General features: G+C 59.9%; 13 protein-coding genes. 9 read left to right on the top strand and 4 right to left on the bottom strand.

What is annotated here, in order from left to right; all coding sequences use genetic code 11:
• Window positions 1-172: 172 nt before the first annotated feature.
• From NKJ67_RS03980 to NKJ67_RS03970, 3 genes are all read left to right on the top strand, one after another.
• Window positions 173-1027, top strand: a complete 855-nt coding sequence (locus tag NKJ67_RS03980; RefSeq protein WP_352580572.1) for a hypothetical protein — start codon at window positions 173-175, stop codon at window positions 1025-1027.
• A 557-nt stretch (window positions 1028-1584) separates the two neighbouring features.
• On the top strand, window positions 1585-1971 hold the full coding sequence (locus tag NKJ67_RS03975) for a hypothetical protein (RefSeq protein WP_352580571.1): 387 nt from the start codon (window positions 1585-1587) through the stop codon (window positions 1969-1971).
• Window positions 1968-2492 carry an RES family NAD+ phosphorylase gene (locus NKJ67_RS03970; protein WP_352580570.1) on the top strand — a complete coding sequence of 175 codons (525 nt, stop codon included), beginning with the start codon at window positions 1968-1970 and terminating at the stop codon, window positions 2490-2492. Before NKJ67_RS03975 ends, NKJ67_RS03970 begins: the two co-directional genes overlap by 4 nt.
• A gap of 38 nt (window positions 2493-2530) precedes the next feature.
• Here the strand turns inward: NKJ67_RS03970 and scpB are convergent, their stop codons facing one another.
• The 4 genes from scpB to NKJ67_RS03950 all read right to left on the bottom strand — a co-directional run bounded on the left by scpB (window position 2531) and on the right by NKJ67_RS03950 (window position 5343).
• A complete protein-coding gene (gene scpB / locus NKJ67_RS03965; protein WP_352580569.1) occupies window positions 2531-3262 on the bottom strand; it encodes an SMC-Scp complex subunit ScpB in 732 nt (243 codons plus the stop codon).
• Between the two features lie 2 nt (window positions 3263-3264).
• A complete protein-coding gene (locus NKJ67_RS03960; protein ID WP_352580568.1) occupies window positions 3265-4218 on the bottom strand; it encodes a DUF1403 family protein in 954 nt (317 codons plus the stop codon).
• Window positions 4219-4463: 245 nt separating this feature from the next.
• Window positions 4464-5057, bottom strand: coding sequence for a type II toxin-antitoxin system VapC family toxin (locus tag NKJ67_RS03955; protein ID WP_352580567.1), 594 nt, complete (start codon window positions 5055-5057; stop codon window positions 4464-4466).
• On the bottom strand, window positions 5047-5343 hold the full coding sequence (locus NKJ67_RS03950; protein ID WP_111543956.1) for a hypothetical protein: 297 nt from the start codon (window positions 5341-5343) through the stop codon (window positions 5047-5049). The genes NKJ67_RS03955 and NKJ67_RS03950 overlap by 11 nt, the downstream gene beginning before the upstream one ends.
• Before the next feature lie 257 nt (window positions 5344-5600).
• Between NKJ67_RS03950 and NKJ67_RS03945 the strand changes: the two genes are divergently transcribed.
• The 6 genes from NKJ67_RS03945 to NKJ67_RS03920 all read left to right on the top strand — a co-directional run bounded on the left by NKJ67_RS03945 (window position 5601) and on the right by NKJ67_RS03920 (window position 13431).
• Window positions 5601-6707: a site-specific integrase gene (locus NKJ67_RS03945; RefSeq protein ID WP_352580566.1), complete on the top strand. Its 1107-nt coding sequence runs from the start codon at window positions 5601-5603 to the stop codon at window positions 6705-6707.
• A gap of 522 nt (window positions 6708-7229) precedes the next feature.
• A complete protein-coding gene (gene repA / locus NKJ67_RS03940) occupies window positions 7230-8438 on the top strand; it encodes a plasmid partitioning protein RepA (RefSeq protein WP_111543958.1) in 1209 nt (402 codons plus the stop codon).
• Between the two features lie 68 nt (window positions 8439-8506).
• Window positions 8507-9493 carry a plasmid partitioning protein RepB gene (gene repB, locus NKJ67_RS03935; RefSeq protein ID WP_352580565.1) on the top strand — a complete coding sequence of 329 codons (987 nt, stop codon included), beginning with the start codon at window positions 8507-8509 and terminating at the stop codon, window positions 9491-9493.
• Window positions 9494-9646: 153 nt separating this feature from the next.
• The gene (gene repC / locus NKJ67_RS03930; RefSeq protein ID WP_352580564.1) at window positions 9647-10852 is read left to right on the top strand and encodes a plasmid replication protein RepC; all 1206 of its coding nucleotides are present in this window, start codon (window positions 9647-9649) and stop codon (window positions 10850-10852) included.
• 350 nt (window positions 10853-11202) lie between these two features.
• Window positions 11203-11415, top strand: a complete 213-nt coding sequence (locus NKJ67_RS03925; protein ID WP_352580563.1) for a cold-shock protein — start codon at window positions 11203-11205, stop codon at window positions 11413-11415.
• 819 nt (window positions 11416-12234) lie between these two features.
• Entirely contained in the window at window positions 12235-13431 is a 1197-nt protein-coding gene (locus NKJ67_RS03920; protein WP_352580562.1) for a DUF932 domain-containing protein, read from the top strand.
• Window positions 13432-13604: the final 173 nt, after the last annotated feature.

Genomic DNA, 13604 nt, shown 5'->3' with positions numbered 1-13604 from the left:
TGTGCGAGGTGGCAGCAAGTAATGGACAATCTGGCTCCCGATGGTGAAATCAGCGGCGATACTCAGCGCCGAGCCTTCCGACAAGTAGGTCTCTTGTACGCGCCGGCACTTTCCGGCATCACCTTGCGCATCCGGGTCTCCCGAGATGCTAGTGCTGCCGGAGAAACTTCCCATGAATGATACGCCCAAAATCAATTCGATTTTGCATGTAAATGGACTGGTCTGGATCACCTCGCTTAGGGAAAGCGAGGTGGGCGTGACGCGCCGTCTGGTTGAAGATCTGGAGGTCTTTTGCAATTCAATCCGCCTCCCGTTTTTTGTCGAAGAACCCCAAACGGCGGTCGACCTTTTGCGTCTTCTCGATGAACTTGCTTTGGCGGCCAGAGTAAAGGGTTTCAGCCCGATAATTCATTTCGACACCCACGCGGGGAAAGAAACAGGGCTCGCGATCGCGGCCTCAGATGAGAGCATCCCATGGGAGGTTCTCATGGAGAAGCTCCGGGCGATCAATATCGCCACGAGAAACAATCTCTGCGTCATTTCTTTTGCCTGCTACGGCTTCCATCAGGCGGTTCCCATAACGATTCTGAAGGAGGCGCCCTTTTACATGCTGGCGGCCCCGGACAAGATCGTGAGGGCAGGCTATGTTGAAAGGGTAGTCGTACCCTTCTACACGAGCGTGTTCACGGAAATGGATATCATGGGCTCTTTCCAGCGCCATCTGGGCGAAGAGCTCCTGCTCTTGCACAGTGAGGAGCTCTTCCTGACATCCGTGATTGGGTACATCCGCGAAAAGTGTATCGGAAAAGCGGCACAAAGGCGGGTCGAAGACTTGCTGACCCAAGCCAGGAAAGAGGGTATTCTGCTTACTCCCGAGCGGCTCAAACAGTATCGGAAGTTAATCCGAACCGGCATCAAGCCCACTCAAGGGCTGCTTGACAGGTGGGTGACCAGCTTCCTTTTGGGAAAGCCCATCTCCTTCCAGATTGCCGACGTCATGAATCTGGTGCACAAACAACAGAAATAGCGGTTCCTGCGAAAATAAAGCCCCTACGAGGGGCTCTTTTCTCGCTCCAGCATAGTGCTGTGCGATGAGACTGCTTTTGGACTCCAGGAAGTTGCTCGGCGTAGGCGTGCCGGCCGCGGTGTTCGATCATGATGGTTATGGTCAAATTGGCCGCCACCTACCGAAACTCGATCGTACCACCATAGATCTCTTCCGGTCGGAGAACGTTAGGCGCGCTAGACGACAGGCGGCACCTCTTCAGAGCGTGGAATGGCCAGACCTGTGACTTCAACCTCATGGACTGAAGTCGAGCCGCGCTGTTGAAATAGGCCGACCAGTCTGCCGGGCGGGAGAGAGCAACTTGCCAGAAGGGAGATTTAACGTAGCCCGGATGGCCGCTTCCAGGATCTACTGGGGTAGGTTCAACGTCCGATATGAGGCGCATTGCTGCCGCCAGCCGGCAACCGCTGCGAGGATGAGGAAGGACAAACGGGTCGCTGGAACTCGCCAGCCCACTGTTCACTTGCTATGCGTTGGAATGTGCATATATTGTGCATATGAGAGGTCGAAGATTTGCTATGGCCCACGCACAGCTCGCACATTCCACCGCGATCTCAGGCTTTGTCGATAGCCTTCAGGAGCCGCGCACGCCTTATATCTCGCCGAAGCGCCTGTCGCAGGCGCTTGGCGTGAAGGTGGCCAACCTGGCGCAATTGACCGGTGTCCATCGCAACACGCTGCGCAATCCCTCATCGGAGCGCCTGCAGGGCCGGATGCGCGAGATGGTGAAGGTGATCTCGGCCGCGACGGAGCTCACCGGCGACGTCGACAAGGCAATCTACTGGTATCGCAATGAGCCGATCGCCGACTATGGCCATCGCACGGCGGCCGAACTCGTCGCCGAAGGCCAGGTCGAAGCGGTCCTGGCCTTCATCCGGGATCTCGAGAACGGGGCGCGCGGGTGAAGGTCACCCGCGTCGGGCCGGACGAGATCTTCCATCGCTATCTGACACCCAAATGGGCCTTCTTGCCCACCAGCGGTGCAGGCGCGGCGATCGATGGCGGTCGTTTCAACCGGCCAGGCGTCGAAGCACTCTATCTGTCGCGTTCGACCCAGACGGCTCTTGACGAATATAAGCAGGGCGCCAGCATCGTCCCGCCGGCAACGCTTGCCGCCTACAAGATCACGCTCGCTGAGGTGGCCGACCTTTCGCAGGGATTCGACCCGGAGATCTGGGACAGCGCTTGGCAGGAATGGGATTGTGCCTGGCGCCAGATCGCTCGCATCGACAAAAAAATGCCGCCCTCGTGGAAGCTCGCGGACCTGATCATCACGGCCGGGCTCCGCGGCATCCTGTTCCCGTCGCTGCGTCACGCCGGCGGCACCAATCTGGTGATCTTTCCGGCCAATCTTGTCGACGGCGACCATGTCGCGGTTCACGATCCCGACGACCGGCTGCCGCACGACCAGTCATCTTGGCCCTGAGTTGCTAGCTGTCGTAAGCAACCTGGTTTCCGATCAGTTCAGAGCGCCTCATCTTCAACGATGCCTGTCGTGGGCTCGCGCTCTTCGCCGTCGCCCTCCCCCCGGCCAAGGCCGATCGGTATATCCCCGGCCAGCAGCTTCTCCTTCGATAGCAGCCCTGCGTCCTCGAGCGCCTCGAAGTCCGGCAGCTGGCGCAGCGTGTCGAGCCCGAACTGCGACAGAAAATTTTTGGTCGTCACATAGGTATAGGGCGCTCCCGGCTGCGGGCTGCGCGGCCCCGAGGCGATCAGCTCCTGCACGCGCAGCACGCCGATCAAATCGCGCGACACCTCCTTGCCGAAAAAGCTCGACAGCTCGCCACGCGTGATCGGCTGGAAATAGGCAATGCACATCAGAACCAGCGCCTCCGCCTGCGATAGTTCCTTTGCCTCTTTTGCCCCCTCGCCCGCTGCCGTGCCGAAGGCGGCGCGGATGGCGTCGCCAAAAACCTTTCTGGTCCGGTGCTGCCAGCCGCCGGCGACCGCGACCAGCTCATAGGGGCGGCCGGCGAGCTCGGCGCGAATGTCGTCGATGATCAGCTCGAGATTGCAGTTTCTTCCCACTACCCGCGCCAGCACCTCGCGCGGCACCGGGTCGCTGGCGGCAAAGATCACTGCTTCGACGCGGCCCATCCACTCGCGCCAGCGCAGCTCCGGCGGCAGGTGGTCCAATTCCGTGTCGAACAACACAGGCTGTTCGTTCGGCTTGCGGCGGGCAGAGGCTTCGGTCATCGCTACAACCCAAAAAGCCGGAAGGTGGTGCGGCCGGAGAGCTCGCGCACGGCATTCAATTGTTGGAGCCGGTCGAACAGGCGCCGCGCCGCAAAGCGGGACAGGTTCTTGGTCGTCAGCGAGCCCGAAACGGCATCATCGTCGAGCAGTCTTTGTATCACCTCACTGGCGCCCTTGGCGCGCAATTTTGGTGCGATGGCGATGAGTCTTTCGGCACGACGTGACAACTCGGCGGCCAGCCGGCAGGACTCCGTCGCCGCTTGAACCAGCGCAACGCAGACCGCGCGCTCAAAACTTTTTTCGCCGGGTCGGATGCGCTTGCCGCCGGGCTCGCGGCGAAAAGCCGGACCAACGGCCTGGGCAATCAGCAGAGGTAGCGGCCGTGGCCAGCGCAGGCTCTGCGCCAGCACCAGGTCGGCCAGCCACCAGGCCAAAAGCTCGGCATCGGGGCGCATGGTGACGACGCGGGCGGCGATCGCCGCGGCGGCGAATGGCGCCGGCTGCTGCGACCCCGCTACATCCTCGATCTCCGTGCAAAGGTCGCCGAGAACCGCGCTGTCCCAATGGAGCCCTAGCTGGTCAACAATCTTTTCGAGCCGGCCGGCGCTGTTGGCGGTCGGCTGCACGGCCAGTTGCCGCCAGGCGCCAAGGATGGCGCCGGCGGGACCGGGATCGGCGCCGGTCGGGCAGAAGTGCCAGGCATCGCGCAAGGCGGCTTCACCCTCGGCACGACCGGCGAGCCGCATGCTGGCGGCGGCGCATCTCAGCGCCAGCCGCTGGCGCCAAGCGCCGGCCCAGGCGGGCTGCGCACGGGCCAGCGTGTCGAGCGAAGCCAAGGCGGCACCGGCCTGGAAGGCGGCGGCGGCGTCGCTCGGCGTGCTGCCGGCGACGAGCGCCCAGGCCGGAACAATCGGCGACGAGGCGGGGGTGGCAGTCGCGAGATCGAGGCGAATCATGATTTGGAGGGTAAAGCGCCCGTGCGCTTTGCGCCACGATTTTCGCGCCAAAACGCACAGCCTGTCAGATCAGCATAATGAACGATAATGTTGCATTATCGTTCATTCTTGCGCTAAATGGGGAAATGGCCGGTTTCGTCGAGCAGAAGCCCAAAATTCACGCCCAGCGACCTCCGGACCGTCCCGCAGCGCGACGATCTTTCCTGGAACGGCTACGCTAGCGCTGGTGCATCCCACTGACGCTTCTAAGCCTGCGGGCGCAAACCTGGCGCTGCCCGGTAGAAGATCACCCGCACCGACGGAACAAGCTGGCTGAGGTAATCGAAATCGCCAACATTGCCGGTCAGGACCGTCGCCCCGAGCATACCGGCCTGGTGAAAGATCAGCGCATCGTTGAGGAAGCGGCGTTCATGCCCCTTCCCTTTCGGCAGATGGCTCAGCCGGAACAACAGGCCGGCCAGCATGCCGGCGCGTCCCCAAGCGGTGGCGTCGGGTGCATGCAGCCGGTGCGCCGGAATATCCTCGATCGTATCAGCAACGGCTCCCAGGACCGACTTCGTCGTCGGGTGCGCCGGGTCGAGCCGGCCGAACACGTGGCTGAGCTCGGCAAGGCAGACGGCCGAGTGGTAACAGAGCCGATACGTCAGAAGGTTATCGACCGCTTCGGGCGTACGTCCCTGCAGGACATCCAGATAGACGCTGGTGTCGAGGAGCAATACGCCGCCGACAGGCGGCTGGTCACCTGCCCAGGACAGGGTGGAATCTGGTCGCCGTTCCAGCCCTGCCCTACGCCGCTGTGGTTTTAGGGACCGCAGTGCGCCGCCTAGATCAAATGCCAAGATCGATGTCCGCGGAGATGCTGCCCTTGCGGCCGACGAGCCGGGCGCCAAAATCATCCTCAAGGGCCAGCCGCGACAAGGCGAGCTCAAGCAGTTCGGTGTCGGAGGTCACATGGGCACGCTTCTTTGCCGCCTCGATCAATTCCGACGGCACCCTGCCGGAAAGGCGTGTGTTCTTGGCCGCGCCAAGCAGGCCGACCGCCCTGGCCTGCTCAAGCACCAGACGGTTGCGGGTGTGGGCGATCCGCTCCTCGCTTGCGGCTGTCGCTGCGCCACGTATGGTCATCTTGGTATCTCCATCTGTTGAACGGAATATAAAGGATGTTGAACATGAAAGCAAGGAGAGACCACCCCCTGAGAGGCCATCCCTGGATCGGAAAGGCCCGTTGCGCTCCCGCTGATGCGATACGAGGACCGGAGCGGAGGCAATTCCCGCAGCTATTCCGTCACACAGCTCGCGGTGGACAATTCCGGACTTTGGCCGCACCTTCGCTCGTAAGAATCGCATTGCTGCGACAGTAGAATGGACGAGGCTGGAATTTGATGGTGTCCACCGACGCAATCGACACCGATGACCTGCCGGACATTGTCGACGTCGTCATGGAGATGGGGCGGCCGGATGAAGGCCCCTCCCCTCCCCCGCCGGTCCTTGACACGCGACAGACATCGTTGCCTACGCATCTCGAAAGGCTCGCTGACCGGGCGCGCGATTATGTCGAGGCCGCAAGTTCGGCGAACACCCGTCGCGCCTACGCAGCCGACTGGAAGCATTTTTGCGCCTGGTGCCGGCGCCAGTCTTTTGATCCATCGCGGCCCGACCCGCAGACCGTTGGCCTCTATATCACCGCGCAGGCTTCGGGCACCGGAAGGGACAAAAAGGCGGTGGCGACGATCGAGCGTCGCCTGTCATCCCTGACCTGGAACTACACTCAGCGCGGCCAATCGCTTGACCGGAAGGACCGTCATATCGCCACCGTGCTCGCCGGCATCCGCAACACGCACGCTGCCCCGCCCCGTCAGAAGGAGGCCGTGCTGCGCGACGATCTTATTGCCATGCTGGAGACGCTCGACCGCGGCACGCTGCGCGGCCTGCGTGACCGCGCCATGCTCCTTTTGGGCTTTACAGGCGGCTTGCGCCGCTCCGAAATCGTCGGCCTCGATCTTGGCCGCGATCAAACCGAGGATGGCCGCGGCTGGGTCGAGGTGCTCGACAAAGGTGTTCTTGTTACGCTGCGCGGCAAAACCGGCTGGCGCGAGGTCGAGATCGGCCGCGGCTCGTCCGACGCCACCTGCCCGATTGTCGCGCTCGAGACCTGGCTGAGGTTTGCCCGCATCGCGCATGGCCCCCTGTTCCGCCGTGTTACTGGTCAGGGTAAAACGGTCGGCGTCGATCGGCTCAACGATCAGGAGGTGGCCCGGTTGGTCAAGCGCACCGCCTTGGCCGCCGGCGTGCGCGGCGATCTCTCCGAGGGCGAGCGGGGACAGAAGTTTTCCGGACATTCACTACGCGCTGGCCTGGCTTCCTCTGCCGAGGTTGATGAGCGTTATGTGCAGAAGCAGCTTGGCCACGCCAGCGCCGAGATGACCCGCAAGTACCAGCGGCGTCGCGACCGTTTCCGGATCAATCTCACTAAGGCGTCCGGGCTCTGAAAAGCCCTCTCTTTTCCCATTGAGCGAACTCGACACCATTGCTCCGTCCTCCCACCTGGCGCTTATCGTGAGGCAACGGACTGATGAGTGCTGCCCTCTCTCCTCCGACAGCTATCACCTGGAACGCTTTGCTTAGCGTCTTCAAGGGAGGTGAAAGACAACATGGCGCTTTGCGATGTCAGGTCAGAACGCGGTCGGTTTGATCTGCAAATACTCGTCATAGGCTCAGAGTGTCGTGATCACTTGCCAGGCACCGGTACGGAGCGCCTTAGGAAGCCGATAAGAACTGGGCGTGATGCCTGGGTAAGCAGGATATTGTGCTTGGATGGTAGGCTTTGTCCGCAGACAAAATCGCAGAATTGTGCAGCATATTCAGTTGCATGAATCATATTATTGAGCCCAGTTCCGCGACCGTTAAGCTTTTGTTAACTTTAAATTTCTTGCCCGGGCGAACGAATCGGACATAATGACGGTTGCTTGGCGCTTTTACGTCAAAAATCGTTTTTAGAGAGTCTCGATCGAATGAACGTGAACTCGCCCGTTCCTACAAAGATCCCGCTGCTGTTCGAGAAAAGCATCCTCGATCAGGGCGACCAGATATCGAAGAAGTTGCACCTGCTTTCGATGCAGCGCTTCCCTCCCCACGCGAAGAAAGATCTTCGTTCGTTCTCGCTGGCGGAGGTTGCCACGTATCTGGGGGTTTCCCAGAGCCATCTGAAGAAACTGCATCTGGAAGGAAAGGGACCGGTGCCTGAAACCTCGACGTCGGGCAGACGTTCGTACACTGCTGAACAGATGCTTGAGCTGCGCCAGTATCTGGACCAGTACGGTCGATCTGACGCCCGCATGTATGTTCCCCATCGGCGGCCCAGCGAGAAGCTTCAGATTTTAGCTGTGGTTAATTTCAAGGGAGGCAGCGGGAAGACCACTACAGCTGCCCACCTGGCCCAATACCTTGCGCTTACCGGTCACCGTGTCCTAGCGGTCGATCTCGATCCGCAGGCGTCGCTTTCTTCATTGCATGGGTTCCAGCCTGAACTCGACCAGACGAAATCCCTTTACGACGCGATTCGTTATGACGACGAGAGGGTGCCTCTCTCCGAGATCATCAAGCCGACGAATTTCCCGGGCTTGGACATCGTCCCAGCGAACCTAGAGCTCCAGGAATTCGAATACGACACGCCTCTGGCAATGACTGACAAGTCTTCGAATGCGGGCAGGGCGTTTTTCACACGCATCTCGAAGGCATTGATGGAGGTCGACGATCGCTACGATGTCATAGTTATCGATTGTCCGCCGCAGCTTGGCTACCTGACGATCACTGCACTGACCGCGGCGACTTCAGTGTTGATCACGATCCATCCGCAGATGCTCGATGTGATGAGCATGGGCCAGTTTCTGCTGATGCTCGGGAACATCCTGGAGCCGATCAGAGCGGCTGGTGCCGAGGTGAATCTGGAGTGGTATCGCTACCTTGTTACTCGATTCGAACCTACGGACCAGCCGCAAGCGCAGATGGTGGCATTCCTGCATACGCTGTTCGGCGAATTCATCCTAAAGAACCAGATGCTGAAATCAACGGCGATTTCCGATGCGGGGATTACCAAGCAGACCCTCTACGAAGTCGAAAAGAGTGCGATGACCCGGTCCACATACGAGCGGGCAATGGAAGCCTTGGACGTCGTCAATGGCGAAATCGTAGCTTTGATTCATGAAGCATGGGGGCGCTGACTTGTCTGCTGACAAAAGTGCACCTTTTCCAAATGTATTCAACGGCCTACGCTGCCTGGAGGTAAAATATGGCACGTAAAAATCTTCTTTCTGGTCTCGTAGAAGCGGAAGCCGGCGAGCGGGAGGCATCTACCGCGGCTGCAGCATATCCGATCCGCGGAGCGTCAAAATCGATGATCCGTTCGGTCAACGAGTTGGCAAAGCAAGCGGATGCGTATCTTGAGGGCGAGCATGTCGTGGAACTCGACCCAAGCGCAGTCGACGGCTCGTTCGTTTCCGACCGCATGGGCGACGACCAGGAGCAGTACCAAGAACTGCTGGAAGCTATTCGGGAAAGGGGGCAAGATTCTCCCATACTTGTCCGTCCGCATCCAGGCTCCGACGGCCGCTATATGATTGTCTTCGGCCACCGCAGAGTCCGAGTCGCTCGTGAGCTGGGACGGAAGGTAAGGGCAGTCGTCAAGGAGATCGACGACAGGGCCCATGTAATTGCCCAGGGTCAGGAGAATTCCGCTCGTGCAAATCTTAGCTTCATCGAGAAGGCGATGTTCGCAAAGCGTCTTGAGGATTTGGGGTACGACAGAGATGTGATCTCGTCAGCATTGGCCTCGAACGCCGCTGCGGTATCAAAGATGGTGTCAGTCGTCTCAAGAATTCCGGCGTCTGTGATCGGCAAGATTGGATCCGCTACGTCTGTAGGCCGCGAGCGGTGGGTTGAGCTGTCTCTCCTCGCCGGCAAGAAATTCGAAATGGTTAATGCAATCTTGTCCGAACCAGAATTCGGTGAGTTGGAAAGCAACGAACGTTTTGAAAGGCTGCTAGGAGCCCTGAATGCGAAGGGGAAGCCGGTTCGCAAGGTAGGTCTGAAGTCCCAAGCACAATCCTGGGTCCCGGAGGACAAAGCAGTTAGCGTCAGCGTTAAGAAGGCAGGCAAGGCCATCACGATCGCCGTGAAGGAGATGGACGGCAGCCGCTTTGGTACGTGGATTTCCGATAATCTGAGCAACCTCTATGAGGCGTTCAGAAAGTCGGAGCAGACCTCAACAGGAGACTGAAACCGCAAAAGAAAAAGGCCCCCGAACGTCACCGTCGCGGAAGCCCTTCTCGTCTGTCGCAAGCTGAGAATCGCATTTCCCCGAATCACTGTCAAGAGTCGTGGCGCCGTTTTGGCGAGCAGATTTCTTTTGCCTAATCGAAGGTGAAAGAAAATGGAGACGGGTATTGCAACGACGCCCTTTGGGCGGCGGCCGATGTCGCTTGCCATGCTGGCAGCGCAAAACGATTCACGTGAAATCCCCAAGGGCAGGGTCGTCGACAAATGGCAGATCTACCGCAACCTCTGCGAGGGCAAGAGCATCGTCGGTATCGGCGATCGTGCGCTGGCCGTCCTGAATGCGTTGCTATCATTCTATCCTGACAGCGAATTGGGTGAGGAAAACGAGCTCATCGTCTTTCCCTCGAACGCACAGCTGTCGCTCAGGTCGCACGGAATGCCCGAGCCCACAGTCAGACGACACCTGGCGGCTCTTGTTGACTGCGGGCTGATCATCCGTCGGGATAGTCCGAACGGCAAGCGCTACGCGCGCAAGGGCAGAGGAGGGGAGATCGAGGAAGCATTTGGCTTCTCCCTGGCGCCGCTGCTTGCCCGCGCTCACGAGTTCGAGGCGGCGGCCGAGCGTGTTCGCGCCGACAACAGGGCGCTCAGGCTGATGCGCGAGCGGATCACTTTGCACCGCCGAGACATCCAGAAGCTGATCGAGGCGGCTGTTGACGAAGATGTTCCAGGCGACTGGGGAGGCCTGTGGAAGCGCTTCCGCGGCGTTGTGGAGGCAATTCCGCGCCGAGCCTGCATTGCCGAGCTAGAGCCCATCGTTGCCGATCTGGCCGCCTTGCGTGATGATGTGGATAAGCTGCTGGAAATCCATATGAAATCCATGAATCCGAGCGGCGATGACTCTCAAAACGAGCGGCAGCAATCTGATTCAAATACCGACTCTATTTTTGAATTTGAACCTGCTTTAGAGAAAGGCGGGGCGTCGGCCGAGCCCAAGACGAGGACCGCAGAGGCGCCGAAAACATACCCACTAGGGATGGTGCTGAAGGCTTGCCCCGAAATTGCGGATTATGCCGTCGACGGGATCGGCAATTGGCGCGATCTCATGATAACGGCCGCCCAGGTGCGGGGATATCTGGGCGTTTCGCCGTCTGCGTATGAGGAGGCGTGCCATGTGATGGGCCAAGAGATCGCGGCGATCGTGATTGCCTGCATTCTGCAAAGGGCGCAGCACATCAACTCGGCCGGCGGTTATTTGCGGGTACTGACCGAAAAGGCGACGTCAGGGCAGTTCTCTGTCGGGCCGATGCTGATGGCGGCGCTCAAGGCGAACGGCGCTATGGCGAAGATGACGGGATGACGATCGCCGATCCCGCAGCTTGTCGCTTTGCGCCCAGCTCAAAGCCAATGCGGCCTTTTCGGTCTTTGGTTTCGTCGACCGGCAGCAGTCTTGGTGGTTGTTGTCCGCGCGTCGGACCGACATGGCACAAGGGTGGGACAGTATTCCGAGAGTCTTGTTTTCAAGCATACGATGCTGGCGCTGCTCAATTATCGAGGTGGCGTCAGCACCCCCCACCGCTTGGCGCCAAAAGGTCGTCAAACAGGCCAAAGACTTGCTATGAGGGCCATTTGCTGCATGTATCTGAAACAGCTGCGGCCAGTGCGGTCGGCCAGCGGACAGGTAGACACTTACGGCAAGGAAACACCTTTATGGCGACTGGAACGGTAAAGTGGTTCAACGCGACCAAGGGCTTTGGCTTCATTCAACCCGACGGTGGTGGACAGGACGTGTTTGTCCATATTTCTGCTGTCGAGCGCGCTGGCCTATCGACGCTTGCTGACGGCCAGAAGGTCAACTACGAGATGGAACAGGATCGGCGGACCGGTAAATCGTCTGCCGGCAACCTGAGCAAGGCTGGCTGAACCAGGCACTCAAATTGGCAATCGCATCAAGCACGCAAGCTTCAGTGCACCAAGAGGACAGGTCTGGTGGCCTACCGGCATGTTGTTGAAGTGTCACCTTTGCTGACCCATATGCGCGGTGCGTCGGATGTTTCCTCCCATTCGTCCGGCGCGTTCCCCTTGATCACAACGTCAGCATCGATGTCGCTCAGCAAATTTCGCATATGCCATCTCCGATCGAGGTAAATATTGCCGGTCTACCTGCCCGGACCTGAAGACATGCATCCATGGCCAGTTTTCGCTTGTTTGTCTGATGAGGGAAACTCCGCAGCAGGATCGTCGCTGCGTCGTTCACATCGAATATGATGCGCTCACGGTCATGCCGGCCAACTTGCACCACCACGGGCCGGACGAACCTGCTCGACATGCAATTACACTCTCAATTCCGACCGTGACAGGTCTTCGCGTATCATGATGTCGGGTCAATTTATACATTTGTGGTTAGGGCCAGAACAGAACGACGGTTGCCCAATCTCAAGATAAGTTGCCTGCCCAATTTCAGCAGGCCGCTATCTGAATTCGGATGGGCACCAGTGTGGGCGCGCAAGAAAGCACAGCGGAATTCTGTCGCGTCCGGAACGTGAAACGGCGCTTGGTCCCGGCTCGGGCTTTCCTGAAGCCGAGCCTTCCTTCTTGGGTGCCAGCCGTGAGGAGGCCGCCGCCGCAAGGCGAGGCTGATAGGGGCGCGCTGGTGCCGGGAGAGGAAGAGGGCGGGCGGGGTGCGGTGGCGGGTAAAGGTCCGGGAGAGAGTCTCCCGGCGCCCGCCAAGGAGCAACACCCATGATCCAGATGGAAATTCTTGCGCCCAAGCGCAACGAGCGTGCCGGTTACAAGGTCGACCCCAGCCGCGGCCAGCGTAATGGCCGCGTGTCGTCAGAATGGTTCAACCGGCCGGCGGACGAGCGATATCTGTCGCTCAACGACCTTGGAAGTGCGGTGAAGAGCCGGTCGGAGCGCAGCAAGACCCGCATCGTCGAAAGTGAGCTGATCCGCGTCGAGGCCAGCCGCGACGATCCGGAGCGCCTGAGGCTAATGCTGCCCGATGCGCCTGCCCCTGTTGCCCCCACGCATTGGAGTTTTAGCCAACTCGCCAGTTTGGTCGGCGCACCAGCCACCTATCTGCGGCAGCTTCCAGCCCCGCTCGCCGCGATCAACCTTCAGCACGGTCTTCTCAACCACCGCGCCGAGCAGGTGAAGACGCTGGCAATCGAGAACGGACGCCTCGAGCTGCGAGCGGTAACAGGCCCTGATTACGGCAGAATATTTGACTCAGAACTGGTGGACGCCGTGCAGAAGATCGCCGGCAACGGTACCGGCGACACGCGTTGGAAGGTACCCGGCGTGCTCGACTGGTCGACAGGTATCTACAATCCGCACGTCGACATCTCCCGCGACACCACGACGCTCTATGCGTCTGATCGCGATGTCTTTGTGTTCCTCGTCGACGATCTGAACCCGATCGAGGCCGGGCGGCTGCCAAATGGGGAACCGGATCTCTATTTCCGCGGCTTCTACTGCTGGAATTCCGAAGTCGGCGCCCGCACCCTCGGGATCGCCAGCTTCTATCTGCGCGCAGTGTGTCAGAATCGAAATCTGTGGGGCGTGGAAGATTTCGAGGAAATCACCATCCGCCACTCAAAATACGCGGCCTCCCGTTTCGCCCTGGAAGCCGAGCCGGCCTTGATCCAATTTGCCGATTCCTCGCCCATGCCATTCGTCAACGGCATCAAGACGGCGCGGCAACGGATCGTTGCCAGAGACGACGAAGATCGCCAGGGTTTCCTGCGCAAGCGCGGCTTCTCCAAGTCCGAGACCACGAAGATCATCGATACTGTGCTCATGGAGGAAGGCAGACCACCGGAATCGATTTTTGATTTCGTGCAGGGCATCACGCGGGTCGCGCGCGACAAGCCGCACCAGGATGTCCGCCTGGACATGGAGGGCAAAGCCAAGAAGCTTCTCGACTTCGCCGCCTGATCCTGCGCAGGCCGGCAACGACAACTCTCGTCGCCGGCCTCGCCCGCGGGCTGTCTCGTCAATCCCAGGGGCGGTCCTCCAAAGCAAGTGGACGGCGCCTTTTTTCGTGTGGAAATCGGTAACGCCAACATGCTGAAGGCGCCTCGGGCGCGGCTCGGCCGCGTCTAGATCCG

Origin of the sequence: Mesorhizobium sp. M0088, from assembly GCF_040322895.1 — a bacterium.
GTDB lineage: Bacteria > Pseudomonadota > Alphaproteobacteria > Rhizobiales > Rhizobiaceae > Mesorhizobium.
The sequence above is the reverse complement of the archived record's forward strand: the minus strand, read 5'-3'. Positions and strand labels throughout refer to the sequence as shown.

What these genes read in the sequence shown, in the direction of transcription:
- NKJ67_RS03925 (WP_352580563.1), top strand. Translation starts at nt 11,203, where the DNA reads ATGGCGACTGGAACGGTAAAGTGGTTCAACGCGACCAAGGGCTTTGGC.
- NKJ67_RS03945 (WP_352580566.1), top strand. Translation starts at nt 5,601, where the DNA reads ATGGTGTCCACCGACGCAATCGACACCGATGACCTGCCGGACATTGTC.
- NKJ67_RS03960 (WP_352580568.1), bottom strand. Translation starts at nt 4,218, where the DNA reads ATGATTCGCCTCGATCTCGCGACTGCCACCCCCGCCTCGTCGCCGATT.
- NKJ67_RS03950 (WP_111543956.1), bottom strand. Translation starts at nt 5,343, where the DNA reads ATGACCATACGTGGCGCAGCGACAGCCGCAAGCGAGGAGCGGATCGCC.
- NKJ67_RS03920 (WP_352580562.1), top strand. Translation starts at nt 12,235, where the DNA reads ATGATCCAGATGGAAATTCTTGCGCCCAAGCGCAACGAGCGTGCCGGT.
- repC (WP_352580564.1), top strand. Translation starts at nt 9,647, where the DNA reads ATGGAGACGGGTATTGCAACGACGCCCTTTGGGCGGCGGCCGATGTCG.
- NKJ67_RS03975 (WP_352580571.1), top strand. Translation starts at nt 1,585, where the DNA reads ATGGCCCACGCACAGCTCGCACATTCCACCGCGATCTCAGGCTTTGTC.
- NKJ67_RS03980 (WP_352580572.1), top strand. Translation starts at nt 173, where the DNA reads ATGAATGATACGCCCAAAATCAATTCGATTTTGCATGTAAATGGACTG.
- repB (WP_352580565.1), top strand. Translation starts at nt 8,507, where the DNA reads ATGGCACGTAAAAATCTTCTTTCTGGTCTCGTAGAAGCGGAAGCCGGC.
- repA (WP_111543958.1), top strand. Translation starts at nt 7,230, where the DNA reads ATGAACGTGAACTCGCCCGTTCCTACAAAGATCCCGCTGCTGTTCGAG.
- scpB (WP_352580569.1), bottom strand. Translation starts at nt 3,262, where the DNA reads ATGACCGAAGCCTCTGCCCGCCGCAAGCCGAACGAACAGCCTGTGTTG.